34 protein-coding genes and 2 pseudogenes are annotated in these 21,268 nt (G+C 44.9%); 21 read left to right on the top strand and 15 right to left on the bottom strand.

Going from position 1 to position 21,268, the window contains the following annotated elements; all coding sequences use genetic code 11:
• Positions 1-8: 8 nt before the first annotated feature.
• The 14 genes and pseudogenes from C0J08_RS15145 to C0J08_RS15085 all read right to left on the bottom strand — a co-directional run bounded on the left by C0J08_RS15145 (position 9) and on the right by C0J08_RS15085 (position 8,581).
• The gene (locus C0J08_RS15145) at positions 9-233 is read right to left on the bottom strand and encodes a hypothetical protein (protein WP_212652767.1); all 225 of its coding nucleotides are present in this window, start codon (positions 231-233) and stop codon (positions 9-11) included.
• A gap of 278 nt (positions 234-511) precedes the next feature.
• Positions 512-754, bottom strand: a complete 243-nt coding sequence (locus C0J08_RS15140) for a hypothetical protein (RefSeq protein WP_212652766.1) — start codon at positions 752-754, stop codon at positions 512-514.
• A 9-nt stretch (positions 755-763) separates the two neighbouring features.
• On the bottom strand, positions 764-2,254 hold the full coding sequence (locus C0J08_RS15135) for a DNA cytosine methyltransferase (protein ID WP_212652765.1): 1,491 nt from the start codon (positions 2,252-2,254) through the stop codon (positions 764-766).
• A gap of 14 nt (positions 2,255-2,268) precedes the next feature.
• The gene (locus C0J08_RS15130) at positions 2,269-2,973 is read right to left on the bottom strand and encodes an ASCH domain-containing protein (RefSeq protein ID WP_212652764.1); all 705 of its coding nucleotides are present in this window, start codon (positions 2,971-2,973) and stop codon (positions 2,269-2,271) included.
• A complete protein-coding gene (locus tag C0J08_RS15125; protein WP_212652763.1) occupies positions 2,970-3,218 on the bottom strand; it encodes a hypothetical protein in 249 nt (82 codons plus the stop codon). The genes C0J08_RS15130 and C0J08_RS15125 overlap by 4 nt, the downstream gene beginning before the upstream one ends.
• Before the next feature lie 104 nt (positions 3,219-3,322).
• Positions 3,323-3,496 (bottom strand): annotated as a pseudogene (locus tag C0J08_RS22645) (DNA translocase FtsK); the annotation flags it as partial.
• Positions 3,497-3,517: 21 nt separating this feature from the next.
• A pseudogene (gene csrA / locus C0J08_RS22640) lies at positions 3,518-3,709 on the bottom strand (carbon storage regulator CsrA); the annotation flags it as partial.
• Between the two features lie 46 nt (positions 3,710-3,755).
• Complete coding sequence (locus C0J08_RS15115; protein ID WP_212652761.1) at positions 3,756-4,940, bottom strand: DUF1351 domain-containing protein; 1,185 nt, start codon at positions 4,938-4,940, stop codon at positions 3,756-3,758.
• 21 nt (positions 4,941-4,961) lie between these two features.
• Complete coding sequence (locus C0J08_RS15110; protein WP_212652760.1) at positions 4,962-5,828, bottom strand: hypothetical protein; 867 nt, start codon at positions 5,826-5,828, stop codon at positions 4,962-4,964.
• A 7-nt stretch (positions 5,829-5,835) separates the two neighbouring features.
• A complete protein-coding gene (locus C0J08_RS15105; protein ID WP_212652759.1) occupies positions 5,836-6,792 on the bottom strand; it encodes a PD-(D/E)XK nuclease-like domain-containing protein in 957 nt (318 codons plus the stop codon).
• A 31-nt stretch (positions 6,793-6,823) separates the two neighbouring features.
• The gene (locus C0J08_RS15100; protein ID WP_212652758.1) at positions 6,824-6,985 is read right to left on the bottom strand and encodes a hypothetical protein; all 162 of its coding nucleotides are present in this window, start codon (positions 6,983-6,985) and stop codon (positions 6,824-6,826) included.
• 10 nt (positions 6,986-6,995) lie between these two features.
• A complete protein-coding gene (locus tag C0J08_RS15095; protein ID WP_212652757.1) occupies positions 6,996-7,208 on the bottom strand; it encodes a helix-turn-helix transcriptional regulator in 213 nt (70 codons plus the stop codon).
• A gap of 339 nt (positions 7,209-7,547) precedes the next feature.
• Entirely contained in the window at positions 7,548-7,829 is a 282-nt protein-coding gene (locus C0J08_RS15090; RefSeq protein WP_212652756.1) for a hypothetical protein, read from the bottom strand.
• Between the two features lie 38 nt (positions 7,830-7,867).
• Complete coding sequence (locus C0J08_RS15085; RefSeq protein WP_212652755.1) at positions 7,868-8,581, bottom strand: S24 family peptidase; 714 nt, start codon at positions 8,579-8,581, stop codon at positions 7,868-7,870.
• A 122-nt stretch (positions 8,582-8,703) separates the two neighbouring features.
• On the opposite strand from C0J08_RS15085, the gene C0J08_RS15080 reads away from it, so the two are divergent.
• The 12 genes from C0J08_RS15080 to C0J08_RS15025 all read left to right on the top strand — a co-directional run bounded on the left by C0J08_RS15080 (position 8,704) and on the right by C0J08_RS15025 (position 13,873).
• A complete protein-coding gene (locus tag C0J08_RS15080; protein ID WP_212652754.1) occupies positions 8,704-8,925 on the top strand; it encodes a transcriptional regulator in 222 nt (73 codons plus the stop codon).
• A gap of 19 nt (positions 8,926-8,944) precedes the next feature.
• On the top strand, positions 8,945-9,172 hold the full coding sequence (locus C0J08_RS15075; protein WP_072840940.1) for a hypothetical protein: 228 nt from the start codon (positions 8,945-8,947) through the stop codon (positions 9,170-9,172).
• A gap of 21 nt (positions 9,173-9,193) precedes the next feature.
• On the top strand, positions 9,194-9,415 hold the full coding sequence (locus C0J08_RS15070) for a hypothetical protein (RefSeq protein WP_212652753.1): 222 nt from the start codon (positions 9,194-9,196) through the stop codon (positions 9,413-9,415).
• A gap of 114 nt (positions 9,416-9,529) precedes the next feature.
• Entirely contained in the window at positions 9,530-9,679 is a 150-nt protein-coding gene (locus C0J08_RS15065) for a hypothetical protein (RefSeq protein ID WP_212652752.1), read from the top strand.
• Entirely contained in the window at positions 9,676-9,954 is a 279-nt protein-coding gene (locus tag C0J08_RS15060; protein ID WP_212652751.1) for a hypothetical protein, read from the top strand. Before C0J08_RS15065 ends, C0J08_RS15060 begins: the two co-directional genes overlap by 4 nt.
• Positions 9,951-10,787, top strand: a complete 837-nt coding sequence (locus C0J08_RS15055) for a helix-turn-helix domain-containing protein (RefSeq protein ID WP_212652750.1) — start codon at positions 9,951-9,953, stop codon at positions 10,785-10,787. The genes C0J08_RS15060 and C0J08_RS15055 overlap by 4 nt, the downstream gene beginning before the upstream one ends.
• Positions 10,750-11,106 carry a helix-turn-helix domain-containing protein gene (locus tag C0J08_RS15050; protein WP_249344322.1) on the top strand — a complete coding sequence of 119 codons (357 nt, stop codon included), beginning with the start codon at positions 10,750-10,752 and terminating at the stop codon, positions 11,104-11,106. The genes C0J08_RS15055 and C0J08_RS15050 overlap by 38 nt, the downstream gene beginning before the upstream one ends.
• Positions 11,107-11,253: 147 nt before the next feature.
• A complete protein-coding gene (locus C0J08_RS15045) occupies positions 11,254-11,670 on the top strand; it encodes a hypothetical protein (protein WP_212652748.1) in 417 nt (138 codons plus the stop codon).
• Complete coding sequence (locus C0J08_RS15040) at positions 11,667-12,122, top strand: recombination protein NinB (RefSeq protein WP_212652747.1); 456 nt, start codon at positions 11,667-11,669, stop codon at positions 12,120-12,122. The genes C0J08_RS15045 and C0J08_RS15040 overlap by 4 nt, the downstream gene beginning before the upstream one ends.
• Positions 12,119-12,565: a DUF1364 domain-containing protein gene (locus C0J08_RS15035; RefSeq protein ID WP_249344319.1), complete on the top strand. Its 447-nt coding sequence runs from the start codon at positions 12,119-12,121 to the stop codon at positions 12,563-12,565. Before C0J08_RS15040 ends, C0J08_RS15035 begins: the two co-directional genes overlap by 4 nt.
• Positions 12,562-12,972, top strand: coding sequence for a hypothetical protein (locus tag C0J08_RS15030; RefSeq protein WP_212652746.1), 411 nt, complete (start codon positions 12,562-12,564; stop codon positions 12,970-12,972). Before C0J08_RS15035 ends, C0J08_RS15030 begins: the two co-directional genes overlap by 4 nt.
• Position 12,973: 1 nt before the next feature.
• Positions 12,974-13,873: a hypothetical protein gene (locus C0J08_RS15025; RefSeq protein ID WP_212652745.1), complete on the top strand. Its 900-nt coding sequence runs from the start codon at positions 12,974-12,976 to the stop codon at positions 13,871-13,873.
• A 46-nt stretch (positions 13,874-13,919) separates the two neighbouring features.
• Here the strand turns inward: C0J08_RS15025 and C0J08_RS15020 are convergent, their stop codons facing one another.
• Complete coding sequence (locus C0J08_RS15020) at positions 13,920-14,723, bottom strand: hypothetical protein (RefSeq protein ID WP_212652744.1); 804 nt, start codon at positions 14,721-14,723, stop codon at positions 13,920-13,922.
• A 103-nt stretch (positions 14,724-14,826) separates the two neighbouring features.
• Here C0J08_RS15020 and C0J08_RS15015 point away from each other — a divergent pair, with 103 nt between their 5' ends.
• From C0J08_RS15015 to C0J08_RS14975, 9 genes are all read left to right on the top strand, one after another.
• A complete protein-coding gene (locus C0J08_RS15015; protein WP_212652743.1) occupies positions 14,827-14,985 on the top strand; it encodes a hypothetical protein in 159 nt (52 codons plus the stop codon).
• Positions 14,978-15,409, top strand: coding sequence for a DUF8087 domain-containing protein (locus C0J08_RS15010; RefSeq protein WP_212652742.1), 432 nt, complete (start codon positions 14,978-14,980; stop codon positions 15,407-15,409). The genes C0J08_RS15015 and C0J08_RS15010 overlap by 8 nt, the downstream gene beginning before the upstream one ends.
• Positions 15,410-15,611: 202 nt before the next feature.
• Positions 15,612-15,959 (top strand): hypothetical protein, encoded by a 348-nt coding sequence (locus C0J08_RS15005; RefSeq protein ID WP_212652741.1) that lies wholly within the window; start codon positions 15,612-15,614, stop codon positions 15,957-15,959.
• A complete protein-coding gene (locus C0J08_RS15000; RefSeq protein WP_212652740.1) occupies positions 15,956-16,507 on the top strand; it encodes a glycoside hydrolase family 108 protein in 552 nt (183 codons plus the stop codon). The genes C0J08_RS15005 and C0J08_RS15000 overlap by 4 nt, the downstream gene beginning before the upstream one ends.
• Positions 16,504-16,803: a hypothetical protein gene (locus C0J08_RS14995; protein ID WP_212652739.1), complete on the top strand. Its 300-nt coding sequence runs from the start codon at positions 16,504-16,506 to the stop codon at positions 16,801-16,803. Before C0J08_RS15000 ends, C0J08_RS14995 begins: the two co-directional genes overlap by 4 nt.
• Positions 16,804-16,892: 89 nt before the next feature.
• Positions 16,893-17,459 (top strand): hypothetical protein, encoded by a 567-nt coding sequence (locus C0J08_RS14990; RefSeq protein WP_212652738.1) that lies wholly within the window; start codon positions 16,893-16,895, stop codon positions 17,457-17,459.
• A complete protein-coding gene (locus C0J08_RS14985) occupies positions 17,460-19,097 on the top strand; it encodes a terminase large subunit (RefSeq protein WP_212652737.1) in 1,638 nt (545 codons plus the stop codon).
• Complete coding sequence (locus C0J08_RS14980; protein WP_212652736.1) at positions 19,097-21,010, top strand: portal protein; 1,914 nt, start codon at positions 19,097-19,099, stop codon at positions 21,008-21,010. Before C0J08_RS14985 ends, C0J08_RS14980 begins: the two co-directional genes overlap by 1 nt.
• Entirely contained in the window at positions 20,997-21,236 is a 240-nt protein-coding gene (locus C0J08_RS14975) for a hypothetical protein (RefSeq protein ID WP_212652735.1), read from the top strand. Before C0J08_RS14980 ends, C0J08_RS14975 begins: the two co-directional genes overlap by 14 nt.
• Positions 21,237-21,268 lie beyond the last annotated feature (32 nt).

Raw genomic sequence — 21,268 nt, 5'->3', positions numbered from 1 at the left:
TTCTCTTGTTAGTTTTTATAGCAGTATGCGGCAACCACTGTGTCATGGTTGCAAAAGCCATCATGCCAGTGGTCTGTCGATACTGAGCGAAGAACTACACCATTTCTAAGCAAAACAGCATGATGCGCTGGAACATCAGGCCTATTCAAAAATAAAGACGGTGTTAGGGGAGTTGGGTTCCAAGTGCGCCAGTATTGCTTTTGAGGTATGTCGACTTGTTTAGATGTGCTCATAAACCACCTATAAGCTTCTTATAGCAATCGGTACATAGAAGCTTATTGACTTGGCCTTTAAAACAAACCAAATTCATCACCTCTCCTGTTTCATCTGTGCCTATTTGAAATGGCCAGTCACAAATAAAGCAACGGTTGTAATCATTTAATATCAATCTAGCTGATGCATTTAAGTTCTTTGTAAATCGGCAATAGTCAGCTTTATGGAAATCAACAATTAAAGTGTCTACCCTAGTAACAACCACCGTTCCTTTCTTTATCTTTGCGGTTCTCATAAATCACCATTCATTTTCTTTAAAGAAATTATCTAAAGGTTCGAGTTCGCCATTTAGGTGCCAATTGGCGACCTGTAAACCTTTCCCGTACAGTGAGTCTTTTATATCAGCAAGCTTTGCTGCGTTTTCTGCTATCTCTGCCTGATAGAGATTGTCTGCTAAAGAAACAATCTCTTCTATGCTGAGAGGTGAGCCCTTGTGATAGGCTTCGCGGCATAGCCTGCCTAATTGCTCTTTGGTGCTCATGCTGGCTCCTTATGCGACTTTCGCGCGTTTGGCGATTTGCGTGGTGCGCGTGTTGGCTTTGATCAGCGCAGCGGCGAGCGGTGGACAGACTGAGTTGCCGCACATACGCACTTGAGCCGCTTTCGAAAGCTTAGTGTCGTCGCTTATTTGGTCGATGATGTACGAATCTGGGAAGCCTTGACCGCGGTAAAGCTCGCGTGGTGACAGCATGCGCATGCCGATATCAACAATCTGGTAATCTTCTCCGTGAATAGTGACAAGCCCAAATCGGTCTTTTGTTGTTACTGTGTGCAATGGCTCATCGATGGCGCAGCCTTCGCCCGTTCCGTAGTACTTCACTAGGAAGGCGCGAACCTCGCCTATGTGATTGCCGCCAGCGGTGATGGTTGGCACTGGATCGGTGACAGGTGAGCCGTAATTGTTGTTGCGTAGCTTGATTAGATGGCTTGTTACTATTCCATATCTGTTTTCTGTCGTGAGCGTGTGTACAGGCTCATTTGGAAGATGGCCGCGCACTTCGTTTGGTGATTTCATGCCGTAGTATTTGACTAGAAATGCAGTAACCAGCCCAAAATGACCGCCTTTTACTTGTGCGCAAATTGTGCGCAGCGGCTCGTCTATCGGCATATTGCGTTGATTGCTGGCGTTAGCATGCTCAGTGATAAATGATGGAACAATAAAAGGCTTATCAGATTCAATCACAAAACGTTGCAAGCCTTTAGCAATTCGCTTTAATGTGTTTTCAGCAAGAGGACGCTTGCGTTCAAAAATACTAGGGCATGGCAATGACCAATCGATAATATCCGCTGCGGTTCTCCACGGCTTTAAAAGCCCGGACTGAACCTCTAATAATTTAGGATCTCCGTGGGTTGGTGTTGGCCAGCAAATCGGATTGCCATCGCAGCGAGCTATTAGAAAGAAGCGCTTGCGGGTTGTCGGTACGCCAAACTCAAACGCTTTTAATTCTTTCCACTCCACCTGGTAACCTAACTTGATCAGCTCTTTGACGAAGTTTTTAAAGGTTTTGCCTTTTTGGCTTTCGCCTTTTTGATTTAAAGCCGGTTCACCGTCTTTTACTGGTCCCCACGTTTTGAACTCTTCGACATTTTCCAGCATGATTACTTTAGGGCGAACTGTTGCTGCCCAACGAACCGCAACCCAAGCAAGGCCGCGAATATTTTTTTCTACTGGCTTTCCGCCTTTGGCTTTTGAAAAGTGCTTGCAGTCAGGGCTAAACCACGCAATCGCAACAGGGCGACCATTACAAGCTTCAACAGGATTGATATCCCATACAGATTCGCAGTAATGCACTGTGTCTGGATGGTTTTCTGAGTGAGTTTTAATGGCAATTTCATCATGGTTGATGGCGATATCAACTGGACGGCCTAACGCCATTTCTAAACCTGTAGAAGCACCGCCACCGCCTGCAAAATTGTCGACGATCAATTCTTGTGGTAGGTGCAAATCTAATTGACCGTGTTGCGCGTTGAAAAAATGCATGGTTACTCTCCTTGTTAGGCTGTTTTTAGCTCGACGATTTTGAATTCAATTACCCACACCCATTCGTTGTTTTTCCATGAGTTCGGATAAACTTTGTCCCACATATCTTTAAATTGGCGACGATCACCAAAGCGCCAGCTTAGGCCTGCATCTGCTGCCATTTGCTCCGTGATCGTGCCTTCTTTCTTGGCGTCTTCTTCGCTGATGTCTTGGACTTGCTCAAGGCGTACGTTGGTGATTTCCAGAACAAGACGGCAAGCCCAACGAGGCATATGGATTGATGGTTTCCATCGATAAACAAGCTCTTCCAGCTCGATGTCGTAGAATTCGCATGAGTCGCCAGATGCTTCGTAAGAGCAGTATTTCGGATTTTGAAATCTTTCTTTGTTGGCGATGATTGCACCTTCATCTTCCTGATTTACTAGCGGACCCTGCCACGTCTCGCGCACCCATAGACGGTCGCCTGGCATGCCGTAAGGTGAAACTTCGATGTCAGCTTCAGGGAAGTCGGTGCCTACACCGCGTCGAATCATTGCTCCCCACTTGCCTTTCTTTGGGTGGCTAGATGTGATGCGGAAAAATGCTCCACCTTTTTCTGCGTCTTCAAATGCCCAGCCATTGGACGGTTGGTTTTTCACTGGTCGACGCGTTTGGGTTTTGCGGCCATCAAGAATGGCTTTCACCATGGCTGCGTTGAATAGGATAGGGCGTGATTTCATGCTGCTTGCTCCAAGGCTGTGCTATACGAATAACGTCGTCCGTTTTTCATAAGCTGTTTGAGGGTTTCACGAGCGCGAGCGTGGTCTTCTGGATTCATGCCGTTATCTATAGCTGCATAGATAAGCGCTATTTCAGCTTCAACAGCATCGGCATAAACGTCTTTTAGGCGCTTGTTGTCTGGTTTGTAGTTTGAGCAACGAAGTGCAGCATTAACCGCCTCGCTGGCTAGTTGGCGAGTGTTCATGGTGTTTACCTTTGGATATGGTTTGAAGTGAGAGGCTTTTTGGGGTGATGTCTTCCGGTGGACACCACTCAAAAAAGCCCACCAGTGTGTCGGTGGGCTGTTTGCTACTTTAGTACTTCTCGGTGCCCGTTATGCGCCATGGCTGAGACAACGCCTTTTCTTTCCATTTCTTCCATGAGTTGTGCGGCCCGGTTGTATCCAATTTTAAGACGGCGCTGTAGAAAGGAAATTGACGCTTTTCTTGCTTCAACAACGATTTTCACTGCTTCTTGATAAAGGTGGTCTTGGTGTGCCTCGTACTCGGCTTTAGGGGCTTCTGCTTGCTGTTTTTGAATGCGACGGTAGATTTCTTCGCGGTGAACAGAAATTTGCATAGGGGCGGTGACGCCAAGGCGAACTTGGTTTCCTTTGACACCCAAGACAGTGACTTGGATCTCTGCGTTATCGCCAATCATTAGTGATTCGCCTGAATTACGAGTAAGTACCAACATAGTTAAATTCCTTCTTTAAAATGGATAGAGTAGAGCGGGGGGAGTTTTAGAACTGGTTCCAAACGTAAACGCGACCTGTTGAGCCGTCAGCAATAGCAACGCGCCCTTGTTCTTTTGTCCAAACATCAACTAGGGTGCCTTGGTTGGCGCTAGCAGAAAGCGCGGCCTGAAAAGCTTCCTCTCTCGATGTATCAACTCGATTTAACATTTCCATTGAGCCGTTTGGTGTAAATATTACGTCCAACTGTTCGGCTTGGTGTTGCACTGGCGCTGGTTGTTGCATCGCTCTTAGCTGCTGCTCCATTTCGCTAATCTTGCGCTGTTCTTCGCTGTGATTTCCCTCAGCATACGGTAATGCTTCTTTAGCTTGCTTGATTCGCACCTCTAGCTGCTCTTGCTGTGTTGGTGGTGAGAATCTTTGCGGCACTGGCTCAGCTTGTTGTACGGGGTCTGGTGTGGCCTCTTGCTGTGTGCGTTGTTGCTCTTCTGCCACTTGGCGACGTGTCGCTTCTTCGGTTGCTGCTTGGCGCTTTAACTCTGAAGTCATCATATGAGCGAGCTTTCCAGCATAAGAGGCTTCAGCGTCAAATAGGAAGCTTTCAACGTGTTCGCGGGTGAGCGGTGCTTTCAGGCCTTCTCTGTAGGATTGGTTTTCTAGTAATAAAAGGCGCTTTTCAGTCTGGTCTTGCAGGCGTCGGTTTTCATCGATCAGCGCTTGAAGGTCCCGCAAGGTGGCGGCTGTTAGATTGTCCTTATCTGTTAATGCGGTTAGCTTAACCAGCTTATCAATAGGTGCATTGCGGAACTCTTCTTGCACTTTGAGCTTGTCCCATAGCTCTAGGCGTTTTGCTTCAATCGCATTGCGGACAACAATCTTGCGTTCGTCTTCAAACTTTTTGATCTGAGCTGTTAGCTTTTCGCGAGAATCCAGAATCTCAGCTGCGATGTCGGCAATCTCTAAACCAAGGTCGTCGACAGGTTTGGTAACTAATGCGGCCGCTTCCTTGAAGTTATCCTTTAGTGATTTTGCTTGCCCATTTAAGTTTGCAGCCAAAGTTTTGGCGTCTTTCACTGTGTCAACGGTAACAACGAGGTCGTATTTCTTTAGCTCGTTGCGAATGTTTTGACGGAACTCTTTCAGGTTGAATTTGATTTTTGCAGGGGTAGAGGAAAGTAAAACCAACTCGGTAATTGGTGCTTGAGTTTCTGTTTGTAAGGCTGCATTTGACATGGTGGTTGCTCCTGATGTTTTTTAATTGGCTTTCAAGCTGCTTTTAAGGCTTGTGCTTTTGGGTTGGCTTTCTTCTTTACCGCCAAAGTACTCGTTAACTCTGGCGCCTTCTTTGATGGCATTAAATACGCCAAAAAGGTCGGTTAGATCTTCAACGCTGCATTCGTCAACGCTGTGGCCTATGTAATTGGTTATCTGATCAGGCCGCACACCAAATTCGGCAAACTCAACAACCATTTGGCTTATTTTTGAGCTGATTGACTGAGTGTTGTTGCCCGTCAGGGTTTTTCGACATTCGGCTATTCCAGTTTCAATCAGTGTTTTTGGAACGATAGCTAGGATGCGACCGCGCATCTGTTTGCTGGCGACATTAGCAATACGATTATCAATGTCCGCTTGGTCGCGTAGTGGCTTAGGACCGTTCCTAGTGTCGCGAACATGCTCAACAGTGATTTGCCGCTTGCTGTAGTTGTTTTTCTCCTTGTCCCATGCGTAGACCTCAATTTCTGATTTCCCTTTGCTACGTGACAGCTCGCGGTGTCCGTATTCAAAATTTCCGTAACATCGAGCCACTTCTTCAGCGAAACGAATAGAGGGGCCACTACCGCGGTTAGGCACCGAGTAGAAAGCAGACTTCGCGAAATCCCAGTTTTTGCAGGCTTCAATCAATTCGCTTAATGCTTCGCTGTTTGAGCGAGGGAACATTTTTGCTAGCTGGATTTGGCTGCGAGCTTCAGCGATAGCGCGTTGCTGTTCAATTGCAATCGAACCAGTGTTGGCACTTTCGTTTTGGGGTTGGGGTGGTGCTTGGTTGAAGGGGTTGGAGTGGTTTTGCTGTGCTGTGTTTTGGGGGTAGCGGTTTTGATCTTGATATATTCCATTATTCATAACTTACTCACTTCGCCCAACGTGGGCGCTCTAGTTCTCTTACATGTAGCCAATCGTCGTTGCGTCGGCAATGGGTGTAGGTTTCTAAGTTTTCGCGGTACTTCTCGTAGCCTGCTTCTTTCCAGTAATCAGGGAGCTGAACTACTTCTACCTCGTATTTTCCTGCACTAACTGACGAGCTAACGCAGAGAAACCAGAACTCAGGCTTTACGCCAAAGTGCCGCTCATAGCCATCTGTGTACATAGCGTCTTGCACGTAGTAGCGAAACTCTTCAACGTGCTTTTCAAAGCGGTCTAGGCCTTCGACTTTCTTCACATCGACGATAATAGGGCGACCATTGAAGTTGATTGCTCTATCTGGTCGAATCCGGCACATTTCCTCGGTTTCTTTGTCTTGCCAGAAGATCGACGCTTCGTTGTAGCCGTCCGCTTCGAAAATCATTCGTGCAACGGGGTGGGCGAACACAGACTCACGCATGATCTTGAGTTTTCTGAGGTCGTCAGGCGTAATGATATTGCGGTCAGTGTTTTCTGCTTCAAACTTTGCCCAAGCCTCTTTTTCTGCGTTTGACCTGCGCGCATGGTCGGGACCAATCACAAACTGCGTATCAAAGTTGTCGGGTTCAAGTAGGAGGGTGTGAATCGCGGTACCAAAGTCTAAGGCTGCTTCTTTGTCTTTATCCCTTGGTGCATTCTGTGACCAAATTAATTGGCTTGGGTTTTCGTCGATCCAGTCCAATCCGCTTTTGGATATGCTTTGATCGCGGTGGTAGTCGCGGTTGCTTAGGTCGTAGTAAATGCCAGGAGCAATGCCTTGAATATTTGAACGCTTAGGTTCGAGATAAAGCGTTTCAAAATCATCGAAATCAGGCGTTTCGGGTTGCGCTTGAGATAACTGCAATTCGGTTTGCGTGTGAGCATCACCGAAAAGGTCAAACGGGTTTTGTTGTGCTGCTGTGTTCATCGAGTCCATCCGTCCCTAAAGGGGGTAAAGGTTAAAATTCATCAAGAAGTGGTTGAATCGCTTCTCGTACGTTTTGTTTGCGGTGAATCGCTATTGCGGCCATACCAACAATCATGAACAGCCAAGCGAAGATGAAGAGAAAGCAAAGGCCTACTGCGAAGCCAATGAAAAATAATGCGTCAGCAGATGCCATTGATTACCTCCTAAGCGGTTGCTTCTGGTGTTCTATAGCCCATTGGGTTGGCTAAATAGCGGTCGATCTCACTTTCAGGCCATCCAACACGGTTATCGCTTACTTGGATTTGTTTGGGGAAAGTGTTTGCTTTGATTTTGCGATAAATTGTTGTGCGAGCTAGCGTAGTGCGCTTCTCGACTTCTCTGCGACTCAGTACCGCAACAGGTTTGTTTTCGCTCATATTGTCCTCCTGTGGTTTTTCTGGCTGCGCACTCATGGAATGCGTACTCAGAAAAAAACATGGTTAAACATGCCCATCACACCTATCCCTAACTCAGAGAGATTCGGTCACAGCTCGCACCTATGGTTTATCGCCTGCCGTGGCAACTCGGTGGTCTTTGCTGGAGCGGTTCGCCGCTTCGATGAGGTAATAGTTACAAAAAAGGTAACTATTGGTCAATACCTAAAAGGTTATTATTTTGGTGTTTTTTTAGAAGTGTTTAAAAATCATTAAGTTGCAGGCGAAAAAAAACCGCCTTGTGGGCGGCTTTTTATGGTGATGTGTTTGTGTTGTTTTGACTTATAGCGGATCAACGCATTTAAATTCTAGAGTTGCACTAGCCGATTGCATAAGACCTGAGTCGCGCATTTCTAAATTACTTGTCTCTACTGATTTATTTTGTTTAGCACAAAATTCGTTAGCTTCTTGATAGGCGTCGGCTTTTTCTTCTGCGGCTGAAACAAAGCCTACTTTAGCGCTTTTTACTGATACCATGTATTTATCAGAATCCATCTTAATAACGCCAGTGCTTCCGCAAGAGGCAACAAGCAGGCTCGATAATACGACTAAAAATAATCTCATGTCTTTACACTCCCTATGCAAATTACAATATATTTTTCTTATAAAACAACTGAGTACCAGAAGACCCGCCCAATTATCCGTATGTCTCTAGCAGTTTCCCCGCTTACTTCTTCGTCTTGGTAATCTGGATTTGCAGATCTAATGCGCAAACCATTGAATGGCATGCGATAAAGAAATTTTACGCGCAGCATTCCGCCATGATTGATTGCGTACATTTTACCGTCTTTTATGCCTGTATCATTGGTGTCTATCCCAACGGTGGAACCATCTGGTAGCACTGGTTCCATGCTGTCCCCGCTTACTTTGCAGCAAGCCGCTTTTGAGGGCGCAACCCCAGCGTTTGAAAGCGTTGAGAGGTTAAATCTCATCTGGTGTGTTGCTATTTCTGACACGTTGTTAAATCCGTTTCCTGCTGATAATTCCACTTCCGTAAAAAATGGTACTTCTATTTCGCTAGGGTGAAGCGGCTCATCGCTTTCATATACGTCAACGTGTCCAAGGTCATATTGAGGGGGGGTTTCGTTTATCGCAGATACTGAATGGTCTGTGTCCATCCATCCTTCAGGCAGGCCAAAGACTTCTTCTACTTCTCGCGCCACCTTGTGGCCCACTTCTTTAAGTGGTGTTTTGCCAATGATCTGATTTATCTGGCTTGGGCTTTTTCCAATGTGCTCTGAAAATTGAGCTCTGCTAGGGAATCGCTCCGCCAAGGTCTGCATGTTTTGACGCCTAACGTCTTTGATGGTGGTCATTCAAACCTCTATTACCTTTTAGATAATTGAATTTAAGCATTGATAATCTTATTGATAAATTCCCCAAAAGGTTTTTTAATGATAACCTAAAAGGTAACTGAGCATCCAAAGGCTAATTTATTATGTTATTCGTAGACTATTTTAAAGCTCTCAACCAAGAAGAGAGAAAGGCGTTAGCCAAAAAATCCAAGACTACGGTTGGTTACCTCAAACAAATCGCCTGGGGCAAGCCAGCCGGTGCAGTTATGTGTAACACCATTGAAAGAGAAACGAATGGTGAAGTGACTCGCGAAGAGTTGCGCCCAGATATTTTCAAAAAAGAAACGCCCACAGAGGCGGCTTAACCCAAAACAGGAGCTACTTATGCCAGCACCAAAACCGTTAAATCAGCAACACGTACATGATTATCGCCCTCGATTCACTGAGGAAGTGCATGGACAAATCTTGCAGCTTACAGCCGAGCTAACACGACTTAATGGGGGCGAACCTGTTCCCAAGAATGTTGTGCTTCGAGCTTTAGCAGAAAGACAAATTCAACGCTTACGTCCCAGTGATTTGAACGAGATCTTAACGTCTATCCACGTCAGCTAGAAGGGACGTAAGGGGGATATTTTGAGCAATGAAACACAGCTCTTGTTAGTGCAAGTAAGCGAAGAGTTTGCGGAGGTGTTGGATTCGTTCGCAAGTTCAACGGATCAAACACCAACGGAAGCCATGGAGCTACTTATCCAAGATGGCTTGGAAGAAGCTTTTCGCGATCCGAGATTCTTGCTCGATCTGCTTGAAGACTGCCAAGCATTAATGGGTAAAAAAGAACCTGTCATTCTTCATTAGAGGGACTGGAGGCATTAGGGAAGTAAAGTGAAGCCAATAAAAAAGCCCAGATTCGTGGTCTGGGCTTCTTTCGGCTTTGCATGCAAATAAAACCGTATTTCTAAGGAATTTAGTATGCAAATTAAACAGATGTTTTTCAAGTCAACCCGCTCAATAGCGGGTGTTTTTATGTTTGTGGCGCCATGTTCGTTGGCATTCAAAGCGCATTTTTGGGCGTGTAAAAAATTAGATCGTCAGCAAGTGACTAAGGCGGTGGTGTTATGAGTATGCAACTTCTTCAAACTGTTATGAGCACTCAATTTGATAACCCAAAATACAAGCTTATGTTGGCTCAGATGGCCCATGAGGCCGACGAAAATGATACGTGCCACACGGCCATTGGTGATATTGCCAAGCAGTGCTGCCTAAATCTTGGAAAGACTTTCCAGTGTATTCAAGACCTTGAGCAAGCGGGGTATATCAAGATCGAGAAAAACATCAGAGACGTTTGTTTCAAATTAAACCCTGCACGTATTAGTGAAAAGAGCGTTCGTCAATGAGTATGGAACTAATGGTTCAGGCAATGTCTGCGAAGGTGGGTAACCCTCTTCGCAAGCTTGTTTTATTGAAGCTTGCAGACAATGCCAATGATAGTGGTGAGTGCTGGCCTTCTTACCAATACATTGCTGACCAATGCGAGATAGGCCGCAGTACAGTTAAGAGCCATATAAAGGCCCTAATAGATCTTGGTTTCCTAAAGATGGAAGCCAGAAACGATGGGAAATCTAGCAATCTGTACATTCTTACTATCTCCAAAGGTAAGGTAAAAGCCAAGCCAGATGAAGTGGACTACAGTCTTAACACGGTCAAATTAGAACACGGTCAGGATTTGACCCAGTCAGATGATGACCTAACACGGTCAGGATTTGACCCCGTGACCCGGTCAGGAGCTGACCCCAGAACCAGTCACTCTTTAGAACCAGTCAAAGAACCAATAAAAGAAAGTAAACCAAAGAAACTGGCTAAGGGTTCTGTTCTTTCAGTTTTGATTATCCAGTATCACGACGTCATCCCAGAGCAGTCCATCATCGATGCGATTGAGCACCGACAAGCGAAACGCGCAGCGCATACCCACAGATCACATGCCATGTTTTTTGACGAAGTGCTGTCTTGTTCTAAGGGGTTAGGTATTTCCCCCAATGACGTTATTAATATTGTCATCAAACGAGATTGGAAGAGCTTGAACACGGAATGGGTGCGCAAGCACTTGATCGACAATGCGCCACCGGTTCAACAGCAACTAGCGATTACTCAAGCACCTCAGCACAGCCCAAACGGTCGGCAGGCGGTGAGCGATGCAATCAACGATATTCATGATACGAGCTTTTATTGAGGTGGGTATGTCTTTATCCGATCGTTTAACTGAGCTGAGAAAAGCTAAAAAAGTGTCTTTACAGATTGTTGCTGATGCGGTTGGTGTGTCAAAGACGCATGTTTATGAACTCGAAAAGGGAAGTGCCAATAATCCATCGTTAAGTCTTTTGGTGGGGTTAAGTAATTTTTTTGAGATATCTATCGATGATTTGGTAGGTAATGTTGTTTATCAGCCTGCCAAACTAGATGTGATAAGAGCGTTTGTTTCAAGTGATTCCATTGCAGCATCGCACCAAAGCCTTGGGCAGTATAGGCGGTCAATTTTAAAGTTGTGTTAATCAATCATCGCTGTGAAGCGAGGAGGTTCTTATGATGAATGTTCAAACTCAAGCGGCGGACGCTGTTACTAAAATAGGGACTCAGGGCAAGGGGCGTAGTGTCCTGAAAACCACGGACATTACGATTTTAATTGCAGGTGAAGTTATATGACAGAAAAGAAAACGACTCAAGTATTCCCCAGTATTTTCAAAGGGCTTAGCAAGCAAGAGGTTGATGAGTTGGCTAAATGCGCACCAATTGAAAGCCATAACGAACACCTATTACGAACTGAAAGATTGAAGCAGCTCTCGCTAGGTTTGCTAGATGATTTACGAAGAGACTTTGTAGAGGCCAGAAAGCACAACCGAGGGTGCAAACTAATTATTTTTCTTTCACAAAAATTTTATGACGATCTTTTTTGGGCGCGAAATCCATACCATGGAGTTTTGGATGAAATAGAGAATTCAGGGATGCTATTTGGGGCTGATTTGAAAATATTTTTAGAGCCTCCGATGCGCAATATCAAAGATAGAAACTGTAAAGGTTATTACATCCACTGCATGAGCCCTACGGTGAGAAGATGAAAGCAGCAAAGTCAGATATAACGATTGAGATTAAAGGGGAAGACGATCTCAGAACCAAGATGATACAGGCTTGGGAATTAGTTTGTAAGGGTATCAAGGCTAATGAAGCCAAAGGCCCCGTCATCCTCAAGCTTGGACGCAAGAAACGCAATAACGGCCAGAATGCGAGATTGTGGGCAACGCTAACGGACGTGTCTACTCAGTTGGAATGGTATGGCGAGAAGCTAAGCCAAGAAGATTGGAAACACGTTTTTACCGCTGCACTGAAAAAGCAAAAAGCGGTACCGGGCATTGATGGCGGCTTTGTGGTTCTCGCAACACACACAAGCACGATGAACAAAACCGAGTTTTCAGAATTATTCGAGTTAATTTATGCATTCGGTTCAGAACGTGGAGTGCGTTGGAGTGATCCAGTGATGAAGTATTACGAGCAAATGGGGCTAGTTGCGTGAGTCTGGATAAGTTATTCGATCAAAATAAGTTATTCGATCAAATCGCCGCTGATCTTATGTCAAATGGTAAGGCTTTTTTACAGATCGACCCTGAACGTGGAATATTGCGACATGAATATAGTGAGGTTGTTGAGTTGAAAATACGATCCGATGCAATACGCAAAAGTGCACGCGGCCAAGATTGCGCATTACGCATACCTGGTCATTGCAATTTCAATCCTGAAACGACTGTATTGGCCCACGTTGGCAAAAACATAGGTATGTCTATGAAATGCGACGATAGTTTTGCTGTGTATGCATGCTCAGGGTGTCACGATGCGATAGATGGTCGAACTACTGTGCTCGATGCAGGGACTCAAGCCTTATACATTCTTGATGCCCTTGAACGAACGCAAAACCACTTAATTCAAGCTGGTCTTATCGTGGTTAAGGGGAGCAAATGAAATACGGTCGTGAAGTTACTTTTACTCTGCCTGAGCCGTCGATTCTGCTGAATGTGTTACTACGCATGAATCGTTGGGATAGAAAAGAATACCACAAGGCTCTTTGTTGGAGCGTACGTGCCGCGCTAGAAAGTGAAGGTTACAAGCGCCTAAGTCCCTTTAAGCAGTGCAAGATCGAGATAGACCGCTATTCACCGGCATTAGGTGACTGGGATGGCGTAATGGGAGGGCTTAAACCTTTATTTGATACGTTAGTCGTCTGTACCAAAACAAACCCGCTTGGCCTTGGCGTCATCGAGGACGACAATCCCAAATGTATCATTGAATGCCCCGTTATTAGACAACACAAATCAACACGTAAAGCGGCCTCGACAGTCGTAACAATTACAGAAATATTGGAGGCCTAACATGCAGTATTTATCAGCCCGTCAAATGTGGCACGACGCATTCTATTCACGCAGCGCAAACGATCAGCTATTAGAAATCAATCGATCTAATGCGAACTTATTAAGACAGAAACCCGTTATGAACGAAACTCAAACAAGAGGACCAGCAGATAATTCCTCACGAGTCATGCACATGGCAAAAGCGGGGCGCGTACAGTCAGAGATAGCGAAACTTCCCGCACACTTACAAGCATTCGGCATGTATTGCTGGGCGCCTAAAGTCGAAGACTCTTTGCCAACATATAAACATCATAACGAGATTGCCAACGCGCTCGCTCAGGAAGTAAAAGAGAAGTTTCCACAGGAATATAGCTATTACACAAGTCGCGTGAGTATCGTTGTTCTACAAGTACTTAAACATGAGTTTGAGCGCGATAAAGGCCGTAAGCCGCAGAACATCGACATCACGTTAGCCGGTGCTATGGTAATGCCCAAAGATAAGGTAAGAGCGCAATGGGGCCACATCGTTAAACACATTCGCGGCTGTATTCGGGATATGCAGCTAGCAACCGATTCAGATAAAAATCTATCAATCGCTATTCTGTATTTAGTAAAAGAGTGGCAAACAAAGACAGGTGCTGAAGCAACAGAAAAACATTCAGTTCTTGCAAGTCTTGCTTTGAAGTCATTCGCTCACCAAGATCAATCCTATCTATTCACGGCCGGCGAAGATAGAAAGCCAGTGACACACTCGAAACCACTCTATACAAATGAGTATCTAAGCTGGCGTGTTGGTGTGGCAGCAGCGAACTGGAAGCGTGACGGCTGGCAAGATGTGTTTGATCAAATGACAGGTGTATTGAATCAATGGGCGAGAGAGTCGCTAGAGAAGCTGGCTTTGATTAAGAATCAATGGATTTGAATAAGTACGCACTTCCTGTACGCAGTACGCAGGTGCGCACTGCGTATTATTCTTTTGAAAATTCATTGTTAATTATTAAGAACTGAAGGGATCTGGCTAGGCTAACCAGCGATTTAGCTTGTTGCTGAATATTTATTACATTACTAATTACGTCGTCGTTTGAGTATTCAGTTTTTTTTAAAATGGATTTTGATTCATTTATTAGCTCTCCTTGAGCTTTTACTATCTGAGTAAACTCAACTACATATTCATTACTGGAGCTATAAACAGCTAAAAGGGTAGACATGTGAGGCCAAACCTTATTTGTTAATGTAATTATTTCTTTTGTGATTTGATTTTTTGGTAAAGACTCTTGTGAAAGGCGATTTTTTTCTTCAATTGAATCAAAATCGTGTCTTATTTGCTCACCAAGCTCTTGTCCTATAAATGTAGCTACAGCCTCAGAAGTTAAACAAAGGTTATTAAGCTCTAAAACAATGATATCAAGCCGTTTTGAAGCCTTAAGTTTCCTGATCCACTCACTACCTTTAACCCAACCAAAGGCCAGCAAGCCAACAGTGCCTAGTCCGGCAAGAAGAGAGCCAATAGCCGAGACAATACCCCAAAAGCTAGAAGTACTTGAATCTTGTTGAGTGCTGATAATTAGCTTTGCCATATCCGGATCAGATCTAATAAAAAGAAAGAGCAATCCAGCTATGATTGAACCATTTGCAATAAGAAATATTAGATACCAAAACGAACTAATCAGAGAGTTCTTACTTGGTCTGTATTTAATCCATAGGTGCTGAATAAGAGCGCTAAATGCCGCGCTTAGTTGATTTGTTAGTTCTTTTGTTTGCGACTGTTTCAATGCTTTATCCTGTCCTTGGTAATCATGTTTTTAGTAAGCCTTGAACTTTATCACGCTGTGCGGCTAAACTGATAATTCAAAATGTATGTTCAAGGAGGAACGCATGGAACAACTAAAGCAATTGCTCAAGGATCTAGAGCGCATTTCATTTCAAGATATCTCAGAAATCCCCGAAGACAAGCAGCATGAAGTGGCCGAGCAGATAGAGCGGCTGCAGGATCAGCTTTCAGTACTGAGTAAAGATAAGGAGCATCATGGCTAAGTTAACAAAAGACCAAAAGCGTAAAAAACAGCAAGAGCTAAAGAAAAAGCAAAGTATCACCAAGGCTCAAACAGTTAATAAAGTTCGTAATCAGATGAAATCCTTTAATATTCCGACTATTGATTTTTTTAGCAGTGAAGATGATGAGCCACTTCCCCTACAGCCTAGTGAAGAGGCTATGGAGCTTAAACCGATTAAAGGCAATGTTTATGATTCGAGCAGAGACGAAAACATAAAGTTTTATGTCTATAATGTTATTGAACTGGATAGCAAAATTGTTAAAACTTATTCTGTTGAAGTTATTGATTATAAATATAAGGATGATATGAGCGCCGTTGGTGATGAGTTATACCCAGATGAGTGGGTTTCGTTCTACAAGGATTGTGACTTAAGGCTTATTGGTAACGAGCCTGTTTTAGAGTAGGTCTTTAATATTTAATTTCGATGCTTGACACCGTGATAATAAAAAACTAACCTTTTTTCCATAGTCCAAAACTCTGTAAAAACCTCGCTTCGGCGGGGTTTTTGCGTTTCTGGCCCCTAATTTCGAATCTGACTGGCATAAGTCAGCTCCATTGCCGCCCACGTTTTTAGCGTGAGGCGGCTTTTTTATTTCTGGAATTTATATGACGACTGGTAATGAGCTTCTTTTACGAGAGCTGCAGGAACAGCGCAAGGTATCTAGTACCCAGCACTCGGAACTGCGAGCAGCGGTGACTAATATGGCGAAGTCTGTGTCTGAATTAACAGTGGTTGTTGCTCGATCAGAAGAGCGTCATTTGCGACAAGATGACGGATTAAAGCGAATTGGTAAGCAGGTTGATGACCACGAATCACGTTTGCGATTAGTTGAGACTGTTTCATTAACTCAGAAAGGTTATATCTCTGGCGGCTGGAAAGTGGTGACTGTCGCAGCGACCATTATTGCTGCTGTTGTTTCATGTGTCATAACTGTGGGGGTTAAGTATCTATGAGCCAGCTATCACAGGATTTTAAGAAAGCGTTTGAGCTAGTGATTATCCATGAAGCTGGCTTTGTGAATGATCCGCGCGACCCAGGTGGTAAAACAAAGTTTGGTATCTCTGACCGCAGAGACGGAGAGGTTGACGGGCTAGCTGATACAAACGGTGACGGGCTTGGGGATAAAGCTATTGAGTTATTAACACTTGAAGATGCAGGAAACATTTATAAGCGTGAGTATTGGGATAAGTGCGGTTGCGACGAGTTGCCTAGTGCCATCGCAACTGCTCTATTTGATACCGCTGTGAATGTCGGAAACCACCAAGCCAAATTGTTATTGCAGCGAGCCTTGGGCGTAAAAGATGACGGCATCATTGGCCCCATCACAATGAAGAAAGCCCAACAAGCAAGCCAACCCTATTTAATCGCACGATTTATGGCAGAGCGCCAAATGTATTACGCAGCACTGAAAAGCTGGAATACATACGGCCTTGGTTGGACTCGTCGTGTGATTGAAACCGCGCATTACTGTCTATCACTTATTAATAAGGAGGTGAAATGATTAGTGCAATTGTAAATGTCATCTTAGGAATGTTCTCAGGGGCTGGAGTGGCGGGAATCTTCGCCAATCTAGTGAAAGAAGCGCTTTTGGCGCTGGTTATGAAGATCGAATGGAAGGTTGTGATTGAGCGAGCTACAACGCGAATTGTTGTTGCTGGCTTGCACCGGTTGGCCTCGTTATCTACTAACAGTTTGTTAACAGAAACGGTGGAAGACTTCGTTAATCAGTTACAAAGCAAGGGCTTGAAGAAAGCTAATCAGACTTACGAGTCGGCAAAGAAATACAGACCAACTTAAACGAATGAAAGTTCATAAGTCTGCGCCTCAGTTACTTCGGTATCTGGGGCGTTTTCTTATGGGGTTTAACAAGAAGGCATTAAATAAAAATGGCTAAGTACGATCTAGAAGCAATCGAAGCGGATTACCGTGCCGATTTATTGAGTAACCGTGCGATTTCTACAAAGCACGGCTGCTCGGAAGCTTCTATTCGTAAGTGGGCGTTAAAGTTCGGCTGGCAGAAGGATTTAAGCGGGAAGGTTAAGCAGGCGACAAAGGCCAAGCTCACAAAAGCCGTGGCTGAAACCACTCCTAAAGCCAAAGAACGCGAGCCAAATACAAAGCTCACTGATGAAGAGATCGTTGAAGAGGCAAGCAATGCCGCTGTTGATGTGATCACCAGCCATCGCACAAGAACAGCTGAGTATCAGGGCATTGTAAGAATCTACGGCTCTAAGTTGAGAGAGCAGCTAGACAAAGGAAAGCTAAAGGTGCTGGCACCAAATGGCGATCCCATTGAAATAGATATTCCGCTTGAATACATCGGCAAATGCTTGAACTCGGCAACGCAGTCGTTAGAACGTTTAATCAAACTAGAGCGCCAAGCATACAACCTAGACGACCAGCAAGACAGCAGCTACGAGGATGATTTAGAGGCGATATCCGAGGGGCTTTAGATGGATAGAGCCGAAAGAAGACGGCTAATTAAAGCCCTTAGAGCTACATTGCCAATATTTGCCAAGCGATGCCTAAAGATCAAAACAAAGGCAGGTGGAATTGAGCCATTTGAATTTAATGCAGCTCAAGAACATATTCATAATGAAATTGAAGACCAGCTAAAGCGCATCGGTAAAGTGCGTAAGGTTTTGCTTAAAGGCCGTCAGCAGGGCGGTTCAACTTATGTTGGTGGGCGCTTTTATAAGATCGTGACGGAAACCAAAGGCTTTTCGGCTTTCATTCTTTCTCACGAAGCTAAGACAACCGGCAAACTGTTTGAAATGACTAAGCGTTTTTTCAAGCACTGTAATCCTCTTATTAAACCGAAAGCTGGCAAAGACTCAGCACAGGGAATGAACTTTCCTAAGTTGGATTCTGGCTTTGAATTGGCAACAGCAGGTAACAAAGAAACAGGTCGTGGTTTTACTTCTCAGCTGTTCCACGGTTCCGAGGTCGCTTTCTGGCCTAATGCCGATGCTATTCTTGCGGGTATTTTGCAGACATTACCCGATGTGCCAGGCAGTGAAGTCGTTCTTGAATCCACGGCCAACGGTGCAGGCGGTATCTTTTACGAATACGTTCAAGATGCGTTAGCCGGTAATGGTGAGTATGAGTTGATATTCGTTCCTTGGTACTGGCAACCAGAGTACAGAGCAACAGCACCGAAAGATTTTCAGCGAACCGAAGAAGAAGACCATTTAGTTAAGCTTTGCCGAAACCATCCCGATGGACCTAAGTACAGCCATACACTGACAAACGATCAATTAATGTGGCGTCGCAACAAAGTCTACGAGTTAAAAAGTCGCGACAAATTCAAGCAAGAGTATCCGTGCTACATCAAAGAAGCCTTCTTGTTCTCAGGTCGTCCAGTATTTGACCCGAATCACACTGAAGCCGCTTTTTCTGACTGCAAGGTACCGCTTGCTCGATATCGAGTCACACCCGAAACGGGGCGTATGTCACTCAATGCAGAGGGTGAGTTCACGATTTGGGAGCGAGCCGAAGCAGGAAAGCTTTACGCAATTGGTGCCGATGTTGCCGAAGGGCTTGAAACTGGCGATTTCTCAAGCGCCGATATTCTCAATGAACAGGGAGAGCAAGTCGCACATTGGCGTGGCCACATTGATCCAGATCGATACGGTGAACTGCTTTATTACCTCGGTAAGCGCTACAACAACGCCTACTTGGGTGTTGAGCGAAACAACCATGGTTTAACCACGCTTACCGCGCTGCAGAAGAAAGGCTATCCGAACCTTCATATTGAAGAAGATGTTCAACGCCAAGGCGGTGAAAAGAGCATGAATCGTATCGGTTGGCTAACAACGAGTAAAACGAAACCGCTCATTATCGACAACCTTGCGTCCGAACTACGCGATGGCACAAGCGGAATACGAAACAAAGACACAGTTGATGAATGTCAAAGCTACGTTATCCATGAGAACGGCAGCTATGGCGCACAGTCTGGCAAGTATGACGACCGAGTCATGAGCTACGCCATCAGTAAAGAAATGGTTAAGCGTATGCCGAAAATACACATCCCAGATCACATTATTCACGATGCTTATCACGCATCAGCAGATAACACAGCAGGTTATTAATGAGCAATCCAACAGATTTTGAAAGCCCAGAAGTGTCGGAAGAGCTAAGCGACAATCTTGGTACCAAAGTGCGCGGTTTGTTTGCGACCGCTGAGCGTGAGCGTCGTGATTATGAAGATCAATGGCTTAAAGATTTGCGCCAATACAAAGGTGTTTACGACGATGAAGTTGTTGCGAATATCGCAGCAGGCCGTAGTAAGACATTCATTCGCTTAACTCGCTCAAAAGTAAAAGCCATGGATTCTCGTTTGATGGATATTCAGTTTCCAGCGGGTAGCCAGAAGAACTACAGACTTGAAGCAACCCCCGTTCCTGATATCGATCCAACATTACGCGAGCAAGTCATTAACGAATGGTTTGCTCAAAATGCATCACAAAGCGATTTACCACCACAGCCACCGACGCCAGAACAGATAGAAGACGTTATTCAAGAAGCGGCAGAGGATCGCGTCGAACGAATGTCTGAAGAGATTGACGATCAGTTAAGCGAGCTGAAATACCGCGAAATCTGCAAAGACGTTATTCATAGCGGTAATGTCTTTGGTACTGGTGTTTTGAAAGGACCACTATTTGAGACTCGCTTGAAAAAGCGTTGGATTGAGACGGCTGATGGTGTCACGCTTGTTGAGCATGAAGAAATGAAACCGTACTTTGAGTTCGTGCCAATTTGGGATATTTACCCAGATATGAATGCCATGACGCTAGAAGACTGCGAGTACGTTATTCAGCGTCACACCATGCTAGCCTCAGACCTTCGCCAGCTTGCCCGACGTGGTGACTTCGATAAGAAGAAAATCAAGAACTACATTGCCGCGAATCGTAACGGTGACAAGAGCCAGACTAAGCAGCATGAGCAAGAATTACGCTCCATCAACGGAAACAAAGACTCTGTATCAGCAATCGATAATAAACAGTATGAAGTGCTTGAATTCTGGGGCTATGTCGACGGCCAAGACCTCGTTGATATGGGGGTTGAGGGTATTGGCGAAGATGAAATAGACGATGAGTTCGAAGCTAATGTGTGGGTGCTAGGCAATACGGTCATCAAAGCCGAGCTAAACCCAACTGCACATGGAACTCGCCCTTATAACTTCTATTACTTTGAAAAAGATGAGACGGGAATTTTTGGTGTTGGCCTTCCTGCTATCCTTGCCGACACTCAAAGCATGTTTAATGCTGCCATTCGTATGAGCATTGATAATGCTGCCATCTCAACAGGTGCGCAGTACGAGATTGATTTGACGGTACTTGACCTGGCTAAAAACCCTAACCCAACTGCAATATTTCCGAACCGTGTCTGGTTCAAGACTGGGAATTCTGGTGACAACAGAAAAGCACTTACCGCACACACAATACCGAATAACACGCAGCAGCTTCTTAGCTTGGCCCAGCTTGCAAAAGAGTTAGGCGATGAGGCTAGTACTATGCCGAGTTATATGGGGGGCAACGATGCGAATATTGGTGGCGCAGGCGATACGGCCAGTGGTCTATCCATGCTCATGGGTGCGGCAGGAATCACGGTGAAAGACGTGGCTCTTAACTTTGATATGGGTATCACTCAGCCAGCAATTACAGCTTTGTATAACTGGAACATGCAGTTCAATTCAAACCGCGAAATCAAAGGTGATATGAATGTCACCGCTTTGGGCGCTGTTTCTCTCGTTGCGAAAGAAATCAAGAGCAAGCAGCTTACCGATTTTGCGGTATCAACTGGAAACCCAATGGACGCCCCTTATATTAACCGTCAGAAGCTTAATTCTGAACGAGCTAAATCGCTCGATCTACCAGAAGATATTGTGTACACCAAAGACGAGGCTGACCAGCTTCAATCCCTACAGCAAGAAAACCAAGCGCTTATTCAACAATTACAGCAACTACAAAAGCAGGTAGGTGTTAGCAATGTCGCAGCATGATGACTTTGATGAGGCACTAAAAAAGCTTAAAGAGTCTGATAACGCCAAGCGCCTTACTATCGATATATTGAAAGCATCGGTAGAGAAGTGGAAAGAGGATTGTATTGGCGCAACTCAATTAGAAGTTGATCGATACCATGGCGCCATCATTCACACTCGCTCAACCATTGATTTACTCGAACAAGATTTAAAAAACTTTGAGCTACAGACTCAAAGTTACACCTAATTTGCCCCTCGCCAGAGGACAGCAAACAACCC

The sequence above is a fragment of the Marinomonas sp. CT5 genome (assembly GCF_018336975.1).
In the GTDB taxonomy this organism is placed as follows: Bacteria; Pseudomonadota; Gammaproteobacteria; order Pseudomonadales; family Marinomonadaceae; genus Marinomonas.
Note: the sequence above shows the minus strand (reverse complement) of the source record. Positions and strands in the feature narration are given on the sequence as shown.